The organism is Povalibacter sp., assembly GCF_036735925.1.
Lineage (GTDB): Bacteria > Pseudomonadota > Gammaproteobacteria > Steroidobacterales > Steroidobacteraceae > Steroidobacter.
Window position 1 is genome coordinate 64719 of record NZ_DAINNK010000006.1, and the last position, 17480, is coordinate 82198.

Consider the following 17480-nt stretch of genomic DNA (forward strand, 5'->3'; position numbering starts at 1 on the left):
AACCGCAAAGAACGCATGGAACGCAAAAATTCAGAGAAGAAATTCAGAGAAGAAAATGGCCGCAGAAGGCGCAAAAAGCGCAAAGTAAGAAACTCTTGTTTTGCGCTTTTTGCGCCTTTTTCGGCTATTTCTTCTTCCGGTCTATGCGTTCTATGCGTTCTTTGCGGTTACTCTGATCCTCCGATCCAATGACGCAAAACCAAGACATGACCCAGGAACTCTCCGGCAAGGTGGCGATCGTCACCGGCGGCGCCAGTGGTATCGGCCGTGCCACGGTGGAGTTGTTCGCGCGCGAAGGGGCGAAGGTCGTGATTGCCGACGTGGATGAAGCGCGCGGTGAAGAACTCGCGGCGCAACTCGGTGAGGCAGTCGCGTTCCGCAGGACCGATGTCGCGAGTGCCGACGACGTGCGGGCGCTGGTCGATTTCGCCGTGTCGCGTTTCGGCGGGCTGCACATCATGTTCAACAACGCCGGCATCTCCGGGGCGATGCAGAGCCGCTTCCTCGACGACGGGCTGCAGGATTTCCAGAAGGTGATGGGCATCAATGCTTTCGGCGTCATGGTTGGCACGCAGGCGGCGGCGCGGCACATGGCGAAGCACGGCGGCGGCTCGATCATCAATACCGCGTCCATCGCGGGCATCAAGGCCGGTTTCGGCGTGATGACCTACCGTGCCTCGAAGGCGGCCGTCATTCATTTCACGAAATGCGCGGCGATCGATCTCGCCGAATACGGCATCCGCGTCAACTGCATCGCACCGGGCCACATCCGCACGGCGATGTCGTCATATGCAGCGCCGGGCATGGCGCCGGAGACGGCGGAGCGCGTGCAGAAGGCGGTATCCGAGGCGATGGATGCGGGCCGGCCGCTGCGGCGGCAGGGGCGGCCCGACGACGTGGCGCAGGCGGCGCTCTATCTCGGCAGCGACCGCTCGGCGCAGGTGACGGGGATTCTCATACCGGTCGACGGTGGCCTGACGGCGGGCGACGCGGTCAATCATCTCGAAGAGATCATGGAAGCCCGCGCGCGGGCGCTTTCATCCTGAGCCGGCGCGACTGCAGCGGCAGTCAACATTTCATTGCGGGCGTAGACAAGTCATCCGGAAGATACCGATGACCGGACGAGGTTTTCCCTGAATCTCCGCGCGGATTGTGAATGACCATTCTCGAATCCGTTGACAAGGCCAGCCTGCCGAACGTACAAGAATCCGCACACAGGCCGCGAATGCGGCTATCGAGGCGGAGGGGGAAATGCAGACCGTCTACGCGTATTCGGGGCGCGATATCGCCGAGTCTCGCCGCGCGCTCGCCAACATGGTGCGCCATGAGTTCACCGACGGCGACGTCGAGATCGAACAGCCCGCGGGTGAAGTCCGTTCCTTCATCCGCAAGGGACTCAACCAGCCGATCATGACCATGCGGTCGCTGAATGCCACCGGGATTTCCTTCCGGCGTGCATGGCACCACATCCGCTCGCGGCGCGCTGCCGTGCACCTGCTGTACTTCGTCATCCAGGGCGAACTGCGGGTGGTGAATTCCGCCGGTTCCTACACGGCCACGCCCGGCCAGCTCGCCATCATCAACGCCGACGAACCGTTCTACTCGAACGCCGTGGTCGGCGATCGCGGCAGCTTCGAATGCGCACTGGCCGTGGTGCCCGAACACCTGGTGCTGTCGTGCCTGCCGTGGGCGAAGGACTGCAACATGGCCTTCGACATGGACCCGTCGCACCGACAGGTGGTGACGGGCCTGCTCGACATGCTGTGTTTCGAAGGCTCGCATCTGGGGCGCCAGACGGCCGAGCCGCTGGCCGAAGCATTCCTGCAGTCCGTCACCGAAAGCGTCAGCGATCAGATCGCCAGCCTCGCGCGTCCCGACAGCGTGCTCGACAAGCGCTTCGCCGACATCCAGGCCTGCATCCAGAAGTACCTGACGGCGACGGATCTCACCTGCGATCGCGTCGCGGCGTACTGCGGCATTTCGCCGCGCTACCTGTGCTACGTGCTGAGCGCCAGGAACACCTCGTTCTCGGATCTGCTCTGGAGCCAGCGCCTGCCCAAGGCGAAGGAATGGCTGGTGTCGGATGCGTTCCGTCGCTATCCCATCCACAAGATCGCCTGCATGGCCGGCTTCAAGAGCGCGGCGCATTTCAGTCGCACGTTCAAGTCGACCTATGGCTGTTCGCCGAAGGAGTTCAGGGCGAACCACGGCGGCGCCGAGCTGGAAGCGCAGCGGCTGCTGGCGAGCTGACTTTCCTCTTGCTGTGGGGCCGGCTTTCCCGTGGGATTCCCTTCGGTCACAGCCGGCCTCTCGGAGTCAGGCTGAAGCCTGACCTGCAGCAAGAGAGGATCGTCGGGCATTGCCTCCCGAAGCAATGCGCCCTTCGCGGCGGGTCATCGCGCCGCCGTTAACGTAACCCCCACATCAATCCGCGACGCCGTATCGATGGGCGTACGCGGCCAATCGAGGGGGTGCTCAGTGCGTAGATTCCCAGCGGGTCCGGCTCGTCGTCTGGCCCTGTCGGCAGGGCTGTCTTCATCGATGCTGATGGCGCTTTCGCTGACCCCGGCCTCCAGTGCCGTGGCGCAGCAGGCAGGCGCGGAAGGCGAGAGCAGCGGACCCGAAGAAGTGATCGTCACCGCGCGACGTCGCGATGAAAGCCTCTCGAAAGTGCCGATCGCGATCACCGCCATCGGCGCCGCGCAACTCGAGGATCGTTCGATCCGCACCGACTCCGACCTGCAGCTCGCCGCGCCCGGTCTCACGATCCGTCAGACGCAGGGCAACAACTCGCTCACCTATTCGATCCGCGGCCAGTCGGCCGACACGTTCAGCGGTTCGCCGTCGGCGGTGATCGCGTATCTGAATGAAGTGCCGCTGACCATCGGCAGCGCGTCCTCGTTCTACGATCTCGAATCGGTGCAGGTGCTGAAAGGCCCGCAGGGCACGCTGTTCGGTCGCAACACCACGGGCGGTGCCGTGCTCTACACGACGGCCAAGCCGACCGACAAGAACGAGGGATTCCTGCGCACGCGCCTCGGCAACTACGATCTGCGCGAACTCGAGGGTATGGCGAACCTCGTCGTCAACGATGCCGTGTCCGTGCGTTTCGCCTTCGATGCCATCAAGCGCGAAGGCTACATCGACAATCTCGTGACCGGAGACCAACTCGGCACGCTCGATCGCAAGAGCGGTCGTGTGTCGCTGTCGATCAAGCCGACCGATGCATTCGAGAACACGACGGTCTTCCAGTACACAGACGTCGGCGGCACCAATACAGGTGCTTCCTATACTTACAGCGTGTACGCGCCGGGCGAGACCCACAACGGCAGCCCGCTGAACACCAGCGCCGGCTTCCTGTTCGGACCGGGACTGGACTTCGTCGGCGGCGCTGGCGCGTGGAATGCCTACCTCGCCGCGCATCCCGATGCCTATGCGCCGGGCCTGGTCGACTACGTGAACGAGCAGCGCCGCATTGGACCGTACAAGACGCGTCACCCGGCCGGCGCGCGCCACGAGGGCAAGGACATCAGCCTGTCCAACACCACCACCTTCGAGATCAACGACCACCTGACGCTCAAGAACATCCTCGGCGCCTCGAAGTCCGAGACGGACTCGGAGCAGCCGCAGCTCGGCGCACCGTTCATCACGATCCTCACGGCGAATCTCGTCACCGGCGAATCCGGCAACGAGAACGACGTGGATTCGATCTCGGATGAAATCCAGCTGCAGGGCGAGGCGCTGGACGGCCGGCTCGAATACATCGCGGGTTACTACTTCCAGAAAATGAAGACGGACACGCTCTGGCCGCAGACGTACTTCGATGTCAGCCCGGTCATTCCGCCGTCGAGCGTCACCAACAATTTCCGCATCCGCAACGAGACGAACGCCGTCTACACGCAGGGCAGCTATGGAGTGACCGACGCGGTGCGTCTCACCGCAGGCGTGCGTTACACCTGGGAAGACGTGGAGATCGAGCAACTGCCCGCGGCCACGTACACCTACGGCGCGCCGAATGAATCGGAAACGTTCAAGGACCCCAGCTGGGAACTCGGCCTCGAATGGCAGGCCACCGACAGCGTGTTCACGTACCTGAAGACGCGCGGAAGTTTCCGCAGCGGCGGTTTCAACGGCTCGGCGCCGCCGGTCAAGGCCACGGCGACGGATGGCGGCAACCTGTTCTATTCCGAAACCACCAAGGACGTCGAAGCCGGTCTCAAATTCCGCGGCGATGTCGGCGGCCGTCCTGCGAGCTTGAATCTCGCGGCCTACAAGCAGTGGGTCGAAGACGTGCAGCGCGTCGAGTTCCCCGATCCCGATGGTCCCGGCGGCCTCGCCTCGATCGCCGTCACGGCGAACGTGCCGGAGATGCAGGTGCAGGGCGTCGAACTCGAAGCATCGATCGCTGCGACCTCGTGGCTGGAGTTCGGCATCTCGGCGGCGTACACCGACGCCGAATTCACCGACGGCCAGGTGTCGCTGTTCGGCACGGACTATTCGTACGGCCCGGTCGGCGATACGCCGGAGCGTTCCGGCGTCGTGTACGCGCAGATCGATTTCCCGACACCGGGCAGCGTCGGTGCGATCAAGTTTCGCACCGAGATGTACGCGCAGTCCGAACAGTATTTCTCGAACGCGGCGGCGACCATTGCGCCGGGCACCGAACTGCCCAGCTACGAACTCGTCCATGCGCGCCTGAGCTGGGATGAAATCCTGGGCAGCGGCTTCTCGGCGGCGCTGTTCGGCAAGAACCTGACCGACGAGGAGTACTTCGTCGGCGGCATGACGCTCGCGGCGGCGCTGGGGCACAACGCGGCGGCGGTGGGTGAGCCGCGGATGTACGGACTCGAGCTGTCGTACCGGTTCTGAGGCTTCGGCTTTTCTGCTGTAGGTCAGGCTTCAGCCTGACTCTTTTGAAGGCCGGCTGTGACCGAAGGGAATCCCACGGGAAAGCCGGCCCCACAGGAAGAGAAGAGTCAGGCTGAAGCCTGACCTACAGGAAGAAGCAGAAGCCCGCTTCAGGCCAGAGCCGGATCTACATCAGAGTAGCCAATACATGAGCACAGAAACCTACGACGTCGTCGTGATCGGATCGGGCGCCGCCGGCGCGATGGCGGCACTGCGCGCGGCCGACCGCGGTCTCTCCGTGCTCATCGTGGAGAAGGCGCACAAGTTCGGCGGCACCTCCGCTACCTCGGGCGGCGTGCTGTGGGTGCCGAACCACCAGCTCACGCCCAACGATGACAATCGCGACAAGACGCTCGCGTATCTCGACAGCATCCTCGGCAGCGGCGTGAACCGCGAACGGCTCGATGCCTATCTCGACAATGCGCCGGAGATGGCGAAATTCATCAAGTCGCTCGGCATTCCGCTGGCCGTCGCTGCCTGGCCCGACTACTACGCGACGGCGCCGAGCGCCCGCACGGACCGTTCGCTGATCTGCGATACCTTCGACGGCCGCGAACTCGGCGAGCACTTCCCGCTGATGCGCGAGCAGTACAACCGCTTCAAGGTGCTCGGTCGTTACTCGATGGATGTGATGGAGTTCTTCTCGATCTCCACGCGCTCCAAGGGCTGGGTGCGCACGTTCCTCAAGATGGGGTGGCGCTACTGGACGGATCGCAGCACGCGCCGCATCACGGCACGCGACCGGCGCTTCACGATGGGCGCTGCGCTGATGGGCTGGCTCTACAAGCACGTGCTGGCGCGCAGGATCGAGATCAGGCTCGACACGAAGCTGGATGAACTCGTCGTCGCCCATGGCCAGGTGACCGGCGTGAAGGTCAATCACTTCGGTCGTGTGTACGAGATCGGCGCGAAGCACGGCGTCGTGCTGGCGGCCGGCGGTTTCGAGTGGAATCAGGAACTGCGCGATCGCTTCTTCCCGGTGCCGGGCCTCACGCGCCACAGCAGCTCGCCCGAAGATGCGAACCGCGGCGAAGCCCTGATCGCGGGCATGAAGATCGGCGCCGCGACCGAGCACACCGAATCGGGCTGGTGGATTCCGACCATGCACCTGCCGATGGCGTCGGCATCGAACTTCGAAGAGATCCATCAGGCGGCGTTCGATGTCGGTCGCCCGCACAGTGTCTGCGTCAACCGAAACGGTGTGCGCTTCGTGGACGAGGCAACGGGCTACGACGAATTCGGCAAGGCGATGGTGGCCGATCAGTTGAAGACCGGTGCGAACACGCCGTGCTGGCTGGTATTCGATGCCACGTTCCGCGAGAAATTCACGGCGGGCGGCATCATGCCGACGATCCTCATGGCCGATCGCAAGATTCCGCCGGACTGGTGGGATCACTACATCTTCCGCGCGGACACGCTCGACGCGCTGGCGAAAAAAATCCAGGTGCCGGCAGAGGCGCTCGAGCGCACGGTCGCCAGCATGAATGGCTACGCAAAGAACGGCGTCGATCCGGAGTTCGGTCGTGGCGGCAACAGCTACGACCAGATGTTCGGCGATTTCAACGTGAAGCCGAATCCCTGCCTCGGGCCGATCGACAGGGCGCCGTATTACGCGGTGGCGATCAATCTCGGCGATCTCGGGACGAAGGGCGGACTCAAGGCGGATGCGCAGGCACGCGTGCTGGACGGCAGCGGCCGGCCGATTCCGAATCTCTATGCCGCAGGCAACAATGCCGGCAGCCCGTTCGGCAACTGCTATCCGGGCGCGGGCGGCACGATCGGGCCGGCACTCACGTTCGGCTTCGTCGCGGCCAATGACATTGCGGCGCGGGCGAAGGCAGAGGAGCAGGCGTCGCGGCTGCAAGCCACGGGTTGATCGGCCTGGTCTTCATCTCTTCCTGTGGGGCCGGCTTCAGCCGGCCTCCGCCTGTAGGTCAGGCTTCAGCCTGACTTCTTTGGAGTCAGGCTGAAGCCTGACCTACAGAAGAGGGGACCTTCAGGGTTTTCCCCGCCATCTCTGCGTCGTCTGCGGTCGGGACAAGCCCCGGACCGTTCTCTACCATTCCGGCCGATCCCGTGTGCGCGGAGCGCCTGCCGGCAATGACTGACAAGATCCTCGACTGTTCGGACATCGATCGCTACCTGGGCAAGCCCATCGAGGGCGCCCGCATGAAGGACCCGATCGGCAATCTCGACATCAAGCGTTGGGCGCAGGCGATGCACTATCCCAACCGCTTGCACTACGACAACGCGTATGCAGCGGACAGCCGCTTCGGCAAGCTCATCGCACCGCAGTCGTTCTCGGTGGCCTGCGACGATGGGCATGGCGCCGCGCCGGCCTGCGTCGGCCGCATCCCGCAGTCGCATCTGCTGTTCGGCGGCGACGAGTGGTGGTTCTATGGCCCGCAGATCGCTGGCGGCGACACGATCCACAACGAACGCATTCCGTTCGACTACGCCGTCAAGGACACCAGGTTCGCCGGCCCGACGTGCTTCCAGCGCGGCGACAATCACTACTACAACCACCTCGGCGACAAGATCGCCACGCAACGCTCGACCAGCATCCGCTACCGCGCCGATCTCGCGCGCGAAATGGGCGGCACGCCGCCGGCGAGCGCGACCGATGATCCCGAATGGACCGACGTGCAGCTCGCCGAACTCGAAGACCGGAAGTTCGAGTACATCAAGATGCTGCACGACCTGGGTCACGGCAAACGTTGGTGGGATGACGTGAAGGTCGGCGACAGGCTGCCGGTACGCGTCATCGGCCCGCACAGCATCGCCAGCTTCGCCACCGAATGGCGTGCGTATCCGTTCACCATCTGGGGCGGCATGCGCCGTCGCACCGACATCGATCTCGAAGAGCTGGGCTTCACCGCCGACATGGCCGGCAAGGAGTCCGACGGCGAGCTGGAACGCATCAATCCCGAACAGACCGACGGCGCCTACATCGGCCCTTCGCGCGGCCACCTGTTTCCGCGCTGGGCGCGCTACATCGGCATGCCGCGCGGCTACGGCTACGGTGCATCGATGGGCGCGTGGATCATCGACTATCTCGCCGGCTGGGCCGGCGAGTGGGGCAGGGTCGTGCATTCCAACTGCGCGTATCGCGGCCCGGCCTTCACCGGCGACATCACGATCTTCAATGCGAGCGTCGTCGATAAACAGAAGGACGACGAGGGTCGCCACGTCGTGCAGGTCGATTTCAGGATGACCAGCCAGACCGGGGCGACGATGTCGACGGCGAAGGCGGAGATTCAGCTGCCGGTTCGTTAGTCCTCTTCCTCTTCCTCTTCCTCTTCCTGTGGGGCCGGCTTCAGCCGGCCTCTGAAGATGTCAGGCTGAAGCCTGACCTACAGGAAGAGGTCCGACGATCTCGCCGATCAACGCCTCGCGATCCCCGGCGCTCAGACCGCCATCCTCGCGGATGCGCGCAAAGCACGCAGCCATGCGCTTGCGTCTGCCGGTGTCGATCGCATCGGCCAGATGCGTTCCCGCAGTGGCATCGAGCACCAGCGCATCGCGCACGGCGTGGTTGCGTTCGGCGACGAGGCGCTGATGCAGCAGTGCACGGCCCAGCAGTACCCACGGCAGATTGGGTGAGGTGATCGGGCCGACGATCACGCGATGCCCGCCGAGCGGTGTGCCGAGCACCTGCACTTTCGCAAGACGCCCCGCACCGAATACGGCGCCCAGTCCGCCGAGGACGGCGCCGACGCCCGCGCCGATCAGCAGCGATGCGCCGCCGACCGCAAGATCGATGGCGCCGCCCGTCAGCGCGCCGGTCGCTGCACCCGTCACCGCGAGTTGCGCCGTGGACATGCCGAAGACGGCGAAGCTGCGTTCGGAGAACAGATCTTCCTGCAGCAGGTCGACCTGCTGCTCTTGCGCGGCGAGCGCGGCGTGATGGTAGATGGCCTGCACCGCGCGGCGTTGCTGCTGTTCGCGCTGGCGGATGCGTGTCTTGAGCTGCTCGCCTAGCCGGCGCGAGATGTCGGCCTCGTCGCTGCCTTCCGGTGCGGGCGCGCGTTCCTGGGCTGACAGCACGTCGCCGAGCAGATCGGCGATCTCCGCAGCGGCGCGCCGGGCGCGCGTCGCGCGATCGCGATCCAGTGTCGTCACGGCGCGTTCGAGCATCGTGCTCCATTGCGCGTGTCCCTCGCCGAGTTCGCGGAAGGCCCGCAGCAGTTCCAGGCGTCGCGCGAAGTCGGCACGCTGTGCATCGAACACGCGCACGATGGAGAAATACTGGTTCAGCGCGCGCCGCCATTCCTCGATGTGATCGCCCGGTCCGATCAGGTTGATCAATGCCATGCGCGGCTGGCCGGTCCAGCGCAGGATCTCCATCTCCGCTTCATATTCCACGCCGTAGGGATGCGCGCCATCGACGACGTACAGGATGCCGGCGCCCTCGAGGATCGGCCGCAGCAGTTCGCATTCATCGTGGAACCGGTCATCGCGCTCGTGTGCGGTCACGAATTCGCGCACGACAGCGGGCCGCGCACTGGCGTCGCGTTCGTGGTCGCGCAGCCACGCGAGCGTGCTGCGCGGCCGCTGGAATCCGGGCGTGTCGATGAGTTCGTACAGCACCTGGTCGTCGATGCGCATGCGAAAACTGCGCGCACGGCGCGTCGTGCCCGGGTCCGGCGAAATGATCACGGAGTCGTCTTCCGCCAGCGTCGCGACGATGCTGCTCTTGCCCTTGTTGGGATGGCCGACGACGGCGAAGGTCGGATGCGAATCGTTCACGCGCCGCTCTCGAGCCCGATTTCCATGTAGAGCGCCGGATCGGCGAGCCGTGCCGTCCAGCGCGACCACGTCGATTGCTGCGCGCGCGTGGGTGGCGACTGATCCGCCGACACCGGCACGACGATGATCGAGCACTCGCGGCCGACGGCAGTGCGCAGATCGGCGAGAAAGTCCTGCAGATCGAGCAGCGGCGCTTCCCAGGCGCGCACGAAGATGAGTGTCGCGCGCGGCTGCAGCGAGGCGATCTGGCGAAGCAGCGCGCGGTCCGCATCGAGTGTCGCTGCGCCCGCGGCATAGGTACTCGATACGCGTCGCTGCAAATGCTGCAGGCTCCATCGCGGCACGCTTTCGTCCGGCAGCGCATGCGACCAGACGATGGCGAGCGCATCGGCGTCGCTGGCCGGCGGTGCGGCGGCGAGTTCGTTGCGGGTGCCGGGCGCGTTCTCCGTGTCCGTCGCGCCGAGCTGGATTTCCGCGGTGTCCATGCGATCGAGCAGGGCACGCGTGCGCGGATCGTCCAGCAGCAGATGTCTGGTTGCGGTCCGCAGGCGTTGCGATGCGAACGTCAGCATCAGTACGCGCGGCAGTAGCCCGTAGGTCAGGATGCAGGCGAGCAGGAAGGGCCACCAGCCCGTCAGTTCGCTCGCCACCGTGCGGCTCGGCGGCGCCGACGCGAGTCGATAGAAACGCGAGGCTTCGATGAGATCCACGCCGGGCACTGCGGCAGGCCAGAACTCGCGCCACGGCAACGACAGCGTCTGCGTGATCCGATGCACGCGATCCGCATTGAGCCGCAGGGTCGTGCTCCAGCCGAATGCGAGGTCGGTGAATGCGATCAGCGCAATGGCGGTGAGCACGACGGCGGCATTGAATGCGACAGCGGCCGTTTGTGACCACACGAGCATCTGCCAGCGCGCGAAGCGGCTCGCCGCCGGACCGCGCGCTTCGTGCCAGACCAGCACATCGGCGCGGGAATCGTCGACCCGTCGCAGGCGTCGATACGCTGCGGCGGCCAGCGCACCGGGATTCAGGCCGCCGAGCAGATCCTGCACGGCACGCACGCCCGGTATCTGCGGCAGCATCAATACCAGCGTCAGCACGATCAATGCGATCTGCAACAGCACGAGCGAGGCGAGCACGGTGACGACGTTGACCGGCCACGTGCCGTCGTAATGGAAAACCGCCAGCGCAGCGGCGGCACCCGCCGCGCCGCCCAGGAGCACCATGAGCAGCGAGATCAGGCGTCGGGCGCGCAACAGTCGTGCAATCAGCGTCGTATCGGCAGCGGGAACGGGTCGCGTCGCTGCCGCGCGTTCCCACCAGCGGAGGACGCGGGTCAGCGGATCGCGTGCGTCGATATCGGCAGCAATGCGCCGTTCCCGATGCAGCCGTTCGTCGTACGGCGTCGCGCCGTCGGCTTCGAGCCAGGCCGGAATCGCCAATGCCTGGGCGAACAGGGATGGCTGCGGGTCGGATGCGGACATGCCGGGATCATAGCAATCCGGCCTTTGCGTCCGGGCGAAGTGTCGGTTCGGCAGCGGCTCGTTCGTCCTTGAGGTGACAGATCTCATTCCCGCTCCCTCCTCTGCTTGCAGGGGGAGGGCTGGGGTGGGGGGCTCTTCACTGTGGGGCCGGCTTTAGCCGGCCTCTTTATCAGAGTCAGGCTAAAGCCTGACCTACAGAAGCCCCCATCCTGTCGGCAACCACGGTAGTCAAACGAGGAGGCGTCATGCCCTACATCGACGGTTTCGTCATCGCCGTTCCCAAGGCGAACAAGCAGAAGTTCATCGACCACGCCAACACCGGCGACAGTGTCTTCATGGAAATGGGTGCGACGCGCATCCTCGAATGCTGGGGCGACGATGTGCCCGACGGGAAAGTCACGGATTTCCGGCGTGCCGTTCAGGCAAACGAGGACGAAGCCGTCGTGTTCTCGTGGGTCGAATGGCCCGACAAGGCCACGCGCGACAAGGCCATGTCGCGAATGGAAGAAGTGATGAAGTCCGATCCGCGCATGAACCCCGAGAAGAATCCCATGCCGTTCGACGGCAAGCGGATGATCTACGGCGGCTTCGCGCCGGTGGTGACGCTGGGCAGTTGACTGATCTTCCTGCAGGTCAGGCTGTAGGTCAGGCTTCAGCCTGACTCCTCCGAAGGCCGGCTCCAGCCGGCCCCACAGGGATCTGAGCGGAAGGCGGCGAGCAGCGCCGGCAGGTTGGCCTCATAGGCAGCGACCGCGGCGTCCTTCACCAGACCGTAGCCGGCGATCTCGCCGGCTGCGCGCGCCAGATCCATCGCGGCGACGAGATTCGACTCATCGAGTCGTGCAGCGATGCGCTCCACGAGCGCGCGATAGTCTTCGATCAAGCGTCGCTCCATGCGACGTTCGGCCGTGTAGCCGAACACGTCGAACGGCGTGCCGCGCAGTCCTTTCATCCTCGCCAGCAGCCTGAACACCGGCAGCATCCAGCCGCCGAACTCGCGCTTCTTCGGTCGACCGCTCGCATCGCGCCCCGGCAGCAGCGGCGGAGCGAGATGGAACGTCATGCGGAAGTCGCCGGCGAACTGTTCGCGCATGCGCTGCAGGAAGCGCGGATCGGCGTAGAGCCGCGCGACTTCGTACTCGTCCTTGTAGGTCATGAGCCGCGCCAGCGTGAGTGCGACTTCGCGCACGAAGGCATCGTTGCCCCTGACGGAATGCGTGCGCGAGCGAATGTCGTCGATGAAGCTGCGGTAGCGCTCCGCATAACTCGCGTTCTGATAGGCCGTCAGCAGACGCGTGCGGCTGGCAACGACATCGTCGATCGTGCCGAGCGGCACCCGTTCGGATTTCTCGCCGAGTTCCTGCGCCAGTGCCTCCGGCGCATGCGCAGCCAGGCGACCGAGCGCGAAGGTGCGCAGGTTGCCTTCGACGAACGTGCCGTTGAGCCGGATGGCCTGCTGCAGCGACGCGAGCGACACCGGCAGCAATCCCTTCTGCGCGGCGTAACCGAGCATCAGGATGTTGGTGCCGATGCTGTCGCCGGTGAGTTCGGTGGCGAGTCGGCTGGCGTGCAGGTCGAACAGCGGGCCGCCGTCGACCGCGGAGGCGACTGCGGCCAGCAGACGATCCGCCCCGAGATCGATGTTGCGGTTGCTCTGGAATTCGCCGGTCGGCGCGACATCGGTATTGAGGATGCCGGCGGTGTGTCCGGGCCGCAGCGTCTTCAGTACGGCGGTACCGGAGCCGACGATCAGGTCGCAGGCGATCAGCAGGTCCGTCATGCCCTCGGAGAGCCGCGACACATATATATGTGTGGGGTCCGGCCCGAGCCGGATGTGGCTGGCTACCGCGCCGCCTTTCTGCGCCATGCCCGTCATGTCGAGCACGGTGCAGCCCTTGCCGTCGAGATGCGCGGCCATGCCGAGCAGCGCGCCGATCGTCAGTACGCCGGTGCCGCCGATGCCGCCGACCAGGATGTTGTAGCCGCGTTCGTCCAATGCACGCGTCGGCGGATCGGGCAGTGCATCGATCAACTGCTGCAATCGTTTCGCATCGCCGATCGCGCGCACCGCGATCTTCGCGCCTTGGACGGTGACGAACGAAGGACAGAAGCCCTTTACGCAACTGAAGTCCTTGTTGCAGGTCGACTGATCGATCCTGCGCTTGCGGCCGAACTCGGTATCGAGCGGCAGGATGCTGATGCAGTTCGATTGCACCGAGCAGTCGCCGCAGCCCTCGCACACGTCCGGATTGATGAAGACGCGCTTGTCCGGATCCGGCATCAGCTGGCGCTTGCGGCGCCGGCGTTTCTCGGCGGCGCAGGTCTGTTCGTAGATGATGCCGGTGACGCCCTTCATTTCGCGCAGCTCGCGCTGCAGCGAATCGAGTTCGTCGCGATGATGCAGCGTCGCGTTCGGCGGCAGCGAGAGGTTCGCGTACTGCTCGGGATGATCCGATACCAGCTTCACCGGCCGCACGCCTTCGGACAGCAGCTGGTTCACCAGGTCGATCGGCGTCATCTTGAGTTCGACCGGCTGGCCGCCCGTCATCGCCACCGCATCGTTGTACAGCACCTTGTAGGTCATGTTCGCCTTCGCTGCGACAGCCGCGCGAATGGCGAGCACGCCCGAGTGCGAATACGTGCCGTCGCCCATGTTCTGGAAGACATGCGGTCGATCGACGAACTGGCTCACCGACACCCACGGCGACCCTTCGTGGCCCATCGGCACGAACTGCATGGTCTTGCGATCCATCACGACGGCCGCGAGTCCGTGGCAGCCGATGCCGCCGAGCGCGATCGAGCCATCGGGAATCTTCGTGCTGGTGTTGTGCGGGCAGCCGGAGCAGAAGTACGCGGGACGGATCAGCGTGCTGCTGAGCTTCCCTGCCTGCGCTTCGAGCGTGCCGTACAGCGACGCCCGTTCGGCGATGCGCGCATCGGTGATGCCGATCTGATCCAGCAATGTCTTGATGGCACGGCGCACGTGGCCGACCGTGAGCTCGCCCACTGCCGGCAGCAGCGGCGCGCCCTTCAGATCCTGTTTGCCTGCGAGGGCAGGGCGGCGATCCGCGCCGATCGCATACAGATGCCGCGCGATCTGGTCTTCCATCACCGGCCGCTTTTCTTCGACGACCAGCACGGCGCTGCTCGACTGCGCGAATTCGATCAGGCGTTCGCGGTCCATCGGCCAGATGAGTCCCGGCTTGTACAGGCGGATACCGAGTCGGCGGCAGTTCGTCTCGTCGAGTCCCAGATCTTCGAGTGCCTGGCGTACATCGAGATAAGCCTTGCCCGCGCTGACGATCGACAGCGTGCGACGCTCGCCGTCGATCACGGTGCGATCGATGCCGTTGGCGCGTGCGAAGGCCGTGGCCGCGGGCAGGCGGCGGTTCACCAGCGTTTCTTCTTCGACCAGCGGCGGCAGATTGGGTTTGAGGTTCAGGCCGCCTGCGGGCAGTTCGTAGTCGGTCGGAATGAGATACGTGCGGCTCAGGTCCGGCACCGCGGCGGTCGCCGACAGATCGAGCGTATCGGTAATGCATTTCAACCCGACGTAGCAGCCGCTGTAACGCGACATCGCCCAGCCGAACAGACCGAACTCCATGATCTCGTCGATGGTCGCCGGATACAGGATCGGCAGCAGTGCCGCGATCAGCGTGTGTTCGGATTGATGCGCGCTGTCGGATGACTTGCCGCCGTGATCGTCGCCCGCCACCGCGAGAAAGCCGCCGAGCGCCGACGTGCCTTCGAGATTGCCGAGCTTCAGCGATTCGCAGGCGCGGTCGACGCCGATGCCCTTGCCGTACCACAGTCCGAAGATGCCATCGAAAGCCGACTTGCCGAACCACTTGAGCTGCTGCGTCCCGCGGATGGCACTGACGGCAAGCTCTTCATTCAATCCCGGCACGAACTTGATGTCGTGCGCGTCGAGCAGCTTCTGCGCACCCCACAGTGCAGAGTCGTACACGCCGAGCGGCGAACCGCGATAGCCGGAGAGGTAGCCCGCGGTCGCCAGTCCCGCGGCGCGATCGCGCCGCTTCTGATCCAGCGGCAACCGCACCAGCGCCTGATTCGAGTTGAGGAAGACCCGTCCGCGGGGCTGCAGGTACTTGTCGTCGAGAGTGGTGGCGGACTGGGTCATCGGGAAGTCGGACGAGGAGTAACCGCAAAGAGCGCATAGAACGCAAAAGGAGAAAAGAAGTAGAAATTGCCGCAAAAAGCGCAAAAGGCGCAAAAGCTTCAGAGCACGATTCCGACCTTTGCGCCTTTTGCGCTTTTTGCGGCCATTCTCTTTTCCGGTCTTCTCTTCAGCTCCGCACCGGCGGCAGTTTGCCCATGCGGAAATCGCAGTGATCCGCCGTCTGCTGGATCTCGATCAGGTTGCCCTCCGGATCGCGCCCGTAGATCGACTTCACGTGACCGACGTCGATCGGACCCGGCTGGCTGAAGGTCATGCCGAGGCCCTTCAGGCGTTCGTACTCCTTCTCGATGTCGGTGCAGTCCACGCAGAAGTGCGTGTAGCCCTTGTCGTACGGCTGCAGGCCGCGCGAGACGGTGGGCTTCGGTGCTTCGTATTCGAACAGCTCCATGTAGCAGGTGCCGGCGCGCAGCATCGCGCCCTTGGCAGCGGAGTTCGGCACGTCGACGATGCGGTCGATGAAATCGCTGTCGCGCCAGCTGAACGCTTCGCCGACGAGTTCGAAACCGAAGGCGTCCTTGTAGAACTTCATCATCCGGTCCAGGTCGTGGACGTGGACGGCGACGTGATGGATTCCCCTGATCATTGGCTATCCCGAAGGTTGGCTGTGGTGGCTCTTCCTGTGGGGCCGGCTTTAGCCGGCCTGAGAACTGTCAGGCTGAAGCCTGACCTACAACGCCAGCAGGATGCGTGAGCGTTCTGGCTCAGACAACACCGCGCAGACCAGTCAACGGCGCCATAGCAGACGCAGGCAAGTGGGCCTGCATACCCGGTCATTCCGGTGGATAGGGGAAAAAGTAGTATGCCGACACTGCAAACCCACAGCCGGGTGCCCCGGGAGGCGCAGGTTCATGGCCAACACATTGATCACAGGCGCGCGGATTTTCGATGCTGGCGGCGCCGCGCCGTTCGAAGGCGATGTGCTGATCGAAGGCAACCGCATCCGCGCCGTATCGAAGTCACCGGGCCAGATCGCCCCGGCGGGTTGCCAGGTGATCGACGGCAAAGGTCTGTTCCTGATGCCCGGCATGACGGAAGGTCACGCGCATCTCTCTTTCGAAACCGTCGCCGCGACCGAAGATCTCATCACGCCGCCGCCGGAAGAACACACGCTGCTCACCGCGCGCGTCGCGAAGGTGCTGCTCGATCATGGCTTCACCAGCGCCTGGGGTGCGTCCGAAGCGAAGCTGCGACTCGGTGTCGCCGTGCGCAATGAAGTCGACGCGGGTCGTCTGCCGGGGCCGCGCATCCGCGCCGGTTCGCTCGAGATCAGCGTGACCGGCGGCATGGGCGACGAGAGCAGGAATCACAATCCGCGCGTCGGCCCCTCGATCATCGTCGATGGTCCGGAGGAGATGCGCAAAGCGGTGCGCCTGTGCTGCCGCGAAGGCTGCGACAACATCAAGCTCGACGTCTCGGGCGATCCGTTCTATCCGAACACGCCGGCGCATTCGACGCCGATGTCGTTCGACGAGATCAGGATGGCCGTCGAAACGGCGCACGACTACGGCCGCAAGGTGAATGCACACACGCGCTCGATCGTCGGCACCCAGCACTGCCTGCGCGCCGGCGTCGACGTGCTGTATCACTGCGAGTATTCCGACGCGAAGACTCTCGACATGTTCGAGGAAGCGAAGGACCGGGTCTTCGTCGCGCCGACCGTCAGCCTGTTTCATTCGATCGTCAACAACGAAGCGGCGCCCAACGGGCTCACTGCCGAAGTCGGCGGCTACATGGGCATTCCGGGCCTGCTCGAAGCATCGATCAAGACGCATACCGAACTGCGCAAGCGCGGTATCCGTCACGTGATCGGCGGCGATTATGGTTTCGCATGGAGTCGGCACGGCACCAACTCGCGCGACATCGGCTTCTTCGTCCAGTACTACGGCTACACCCCCGTCGACGCGCTGCGCTGTGCGACGCGCAATGGCGGGCTGCTCATGACTTCCGTGTCGGGCGACAAGCTCGGCGAGATCAAGGAAGGCTATCTGGCCGATCTGCTGCTCGTGAACGGCGATCCGCTCGCGGATTCTGCGGTGCTGCTCGACGCCGAGCGCCTGGTCATGATCATGAAGGACGGGCAGGTGTACAAGAACACCGCCAGCGCGGCGCAGCGGCGCGCGGCTGCCTGAGCAATTGCG

The 17480-nt window shown here is 64.7% G+C and carries 12 protein-coding genes; 8 read left to right on the forward strand and 4 right to left on the reverse strand.

Annotation, left to right across the window (positions count from 1 at the left end):
• The 6 genes from V7D81_RS03685 to V7D81_RS03710 form a co-directional block, all read left to right on the forward strand.
• Nucleotides 1–192: hypothetical protein (locus tag V7D81_RS03685; RefSeq protein ID WP_324314568.1), on the forward strand; the 192-nt coding region annotated here is incomplete at its 5' end.
• 14 nt (nt 193–206) lie between these two features.
• The gene (locus V7D81_RS03690; RefSeq protein ID WP_349257603.1) at nt 207–1046 is read left to right on the forward strand and encodes an SDR family NAD(P)-dependent oxidoreductase; all 840 of its coding nucleotides are present in this window, start codon (nt 207–209) and stop codon (nt 1044–1046) included.
• A gap of 205 nt (nt 1047–1251) precedes the next feature.
• Nucleotides 1252–2250, forward strand: a complete 999-nt coding sequence (locus V7D81_RS03695; RefSeq protein ID WP_324314571.1) for a helix-turn-helix transcriptional regulator — start codon at nt 1252–1254, stop codon at nt 2248–2250.
• 228 nt (nt 2251–2478) lie between these two features.
• The gene (locus V7D81_RS03700) at nt 2479–4869 is read left to right on the forward strand and encodes a TonB-dependent receptor (protein ID WP_324314573.1); all 2391 of its coding nucleotides are present in this window, start codon (nt 2479–2481) and stop codon (nt 4867–4869) included.
• A 187-nt stretch (nt 4870–5056) separates the two neighbouring features.
• On the forward strand, nt 5057–6784 hold the full coding sequence (locus V7D81_RS03705) for an FAD-dependent oxidoreductase (RefSeq protein ID WP_324314575.1): 1728 nt from the start codon (nt 5057–5059) through the stop codon (nt 6782–6784).
• A 224-nt stretch (nt 6785–7008) separates the two neighbouring features.
• Nucleotides 7009–8184 carry an FAS1-like dehydratase domain-containing protein gene (locus tag V7D81_RS03710; RefSeq protein WP_324314578.1) on the forward strand — a complete coding sequence of 392 codons (1176 nt, stop codon included), beginning with the start codon at nt 7009–7011 and terminating at the stop codon, nt 8182–8184.
• 60 nt (nt 8185–8244) lie between these two features.
• Here V7D81_RS03710 and V7D81_RS03715 read toward each other — a convergent pair whose 3' ends face one another.
• Nucleotides 8245–9657 (reverse strand): DUF3482 domain-containing protein, encoded by a 1413-nt coding sequence (locus V7D81_RS03715; RefSeq protein ID WP_324314579.1) that lies wholly within the window; start codon nt 9655–9657, stop codon nt 8245–8247.
• Nucleotides 9654–11141 (reverse strand): DUF2868 domain-containing protein, encoded by a 1488-nt coding sequence (locus V7D81_RS03720; protein ID WP_324314581.1) that lies wholly within the window; start codon nt 11139–11141, stop codon nt 9654–9656. Before V7D81_RS03720 ends, V7D81_RS03715 begins: the two co-directional genes overlap by 4 nt.
• A 245-nt stretch (nt 11142–11386) precedes the next feature.
• Between V7D81_RS03720 and V7D81_RS03725 the strand changes: the two genes are divergently transcribed.
• Entirely contained in the window at nt 11387–11758 is a 372-nt protein-coding gene (locus V7D81_RS03725) for a DUF1428 domain-containing protein (RefSeq protein ID WP_324314583.1), read from the forward strand.
• A 35-nt stretch (nt 11759–11793) separates the two neighbouring features.
• Here the strand turns inward: V7D81_RS03725 and V7D81_RS03730 are convergent, their stop codons facing one another.
• Nucleotides 11794–15282 carry an indolepyruvate ferredoxin oxidoreductase family protein gene (locus V7D81_RS03730; protein ID WP_324314584.1) on the reverse strand — a complete coding sequence of 1163 codons (3489 nt, stop codon included), beginning with the start codon at nt 15280–15282 and terminating at the stop codon, nt 11794–11796.
• Between the two features lie 166 nt (nt 15283–15448).
• The gene (locus V7D81_RS03735) at nt 15449–15925 is read right to left on the reverse strand and encodes a VOC family protein (RefSeq protein WP_324314586.1); all 477 of its coding nucleotides are present in this window, start codon (nt 15923–15925) and stop codon (nt 15449–15451) included.
• A gap of 265 nt (nt 15926–16190) precedes the next feature.
• On the opposite strand from V7D81_RS03735, the gene V7D81_RS03740 reads away from it, so the two are divergent.
• Nucleotides 16191–17471 (forward strand): amidohydrolase family protein, encoded by a 1281-nt coding sequence (locus V7D81_RS03740; RefSeq protein ID WP_324314588.1) that lies wholly within the window; start codon nt 16191–16193, stop codon nt 17469–17471.
• Nucleotides 17472–17480 lie beyond the last annotated feature (9 nt).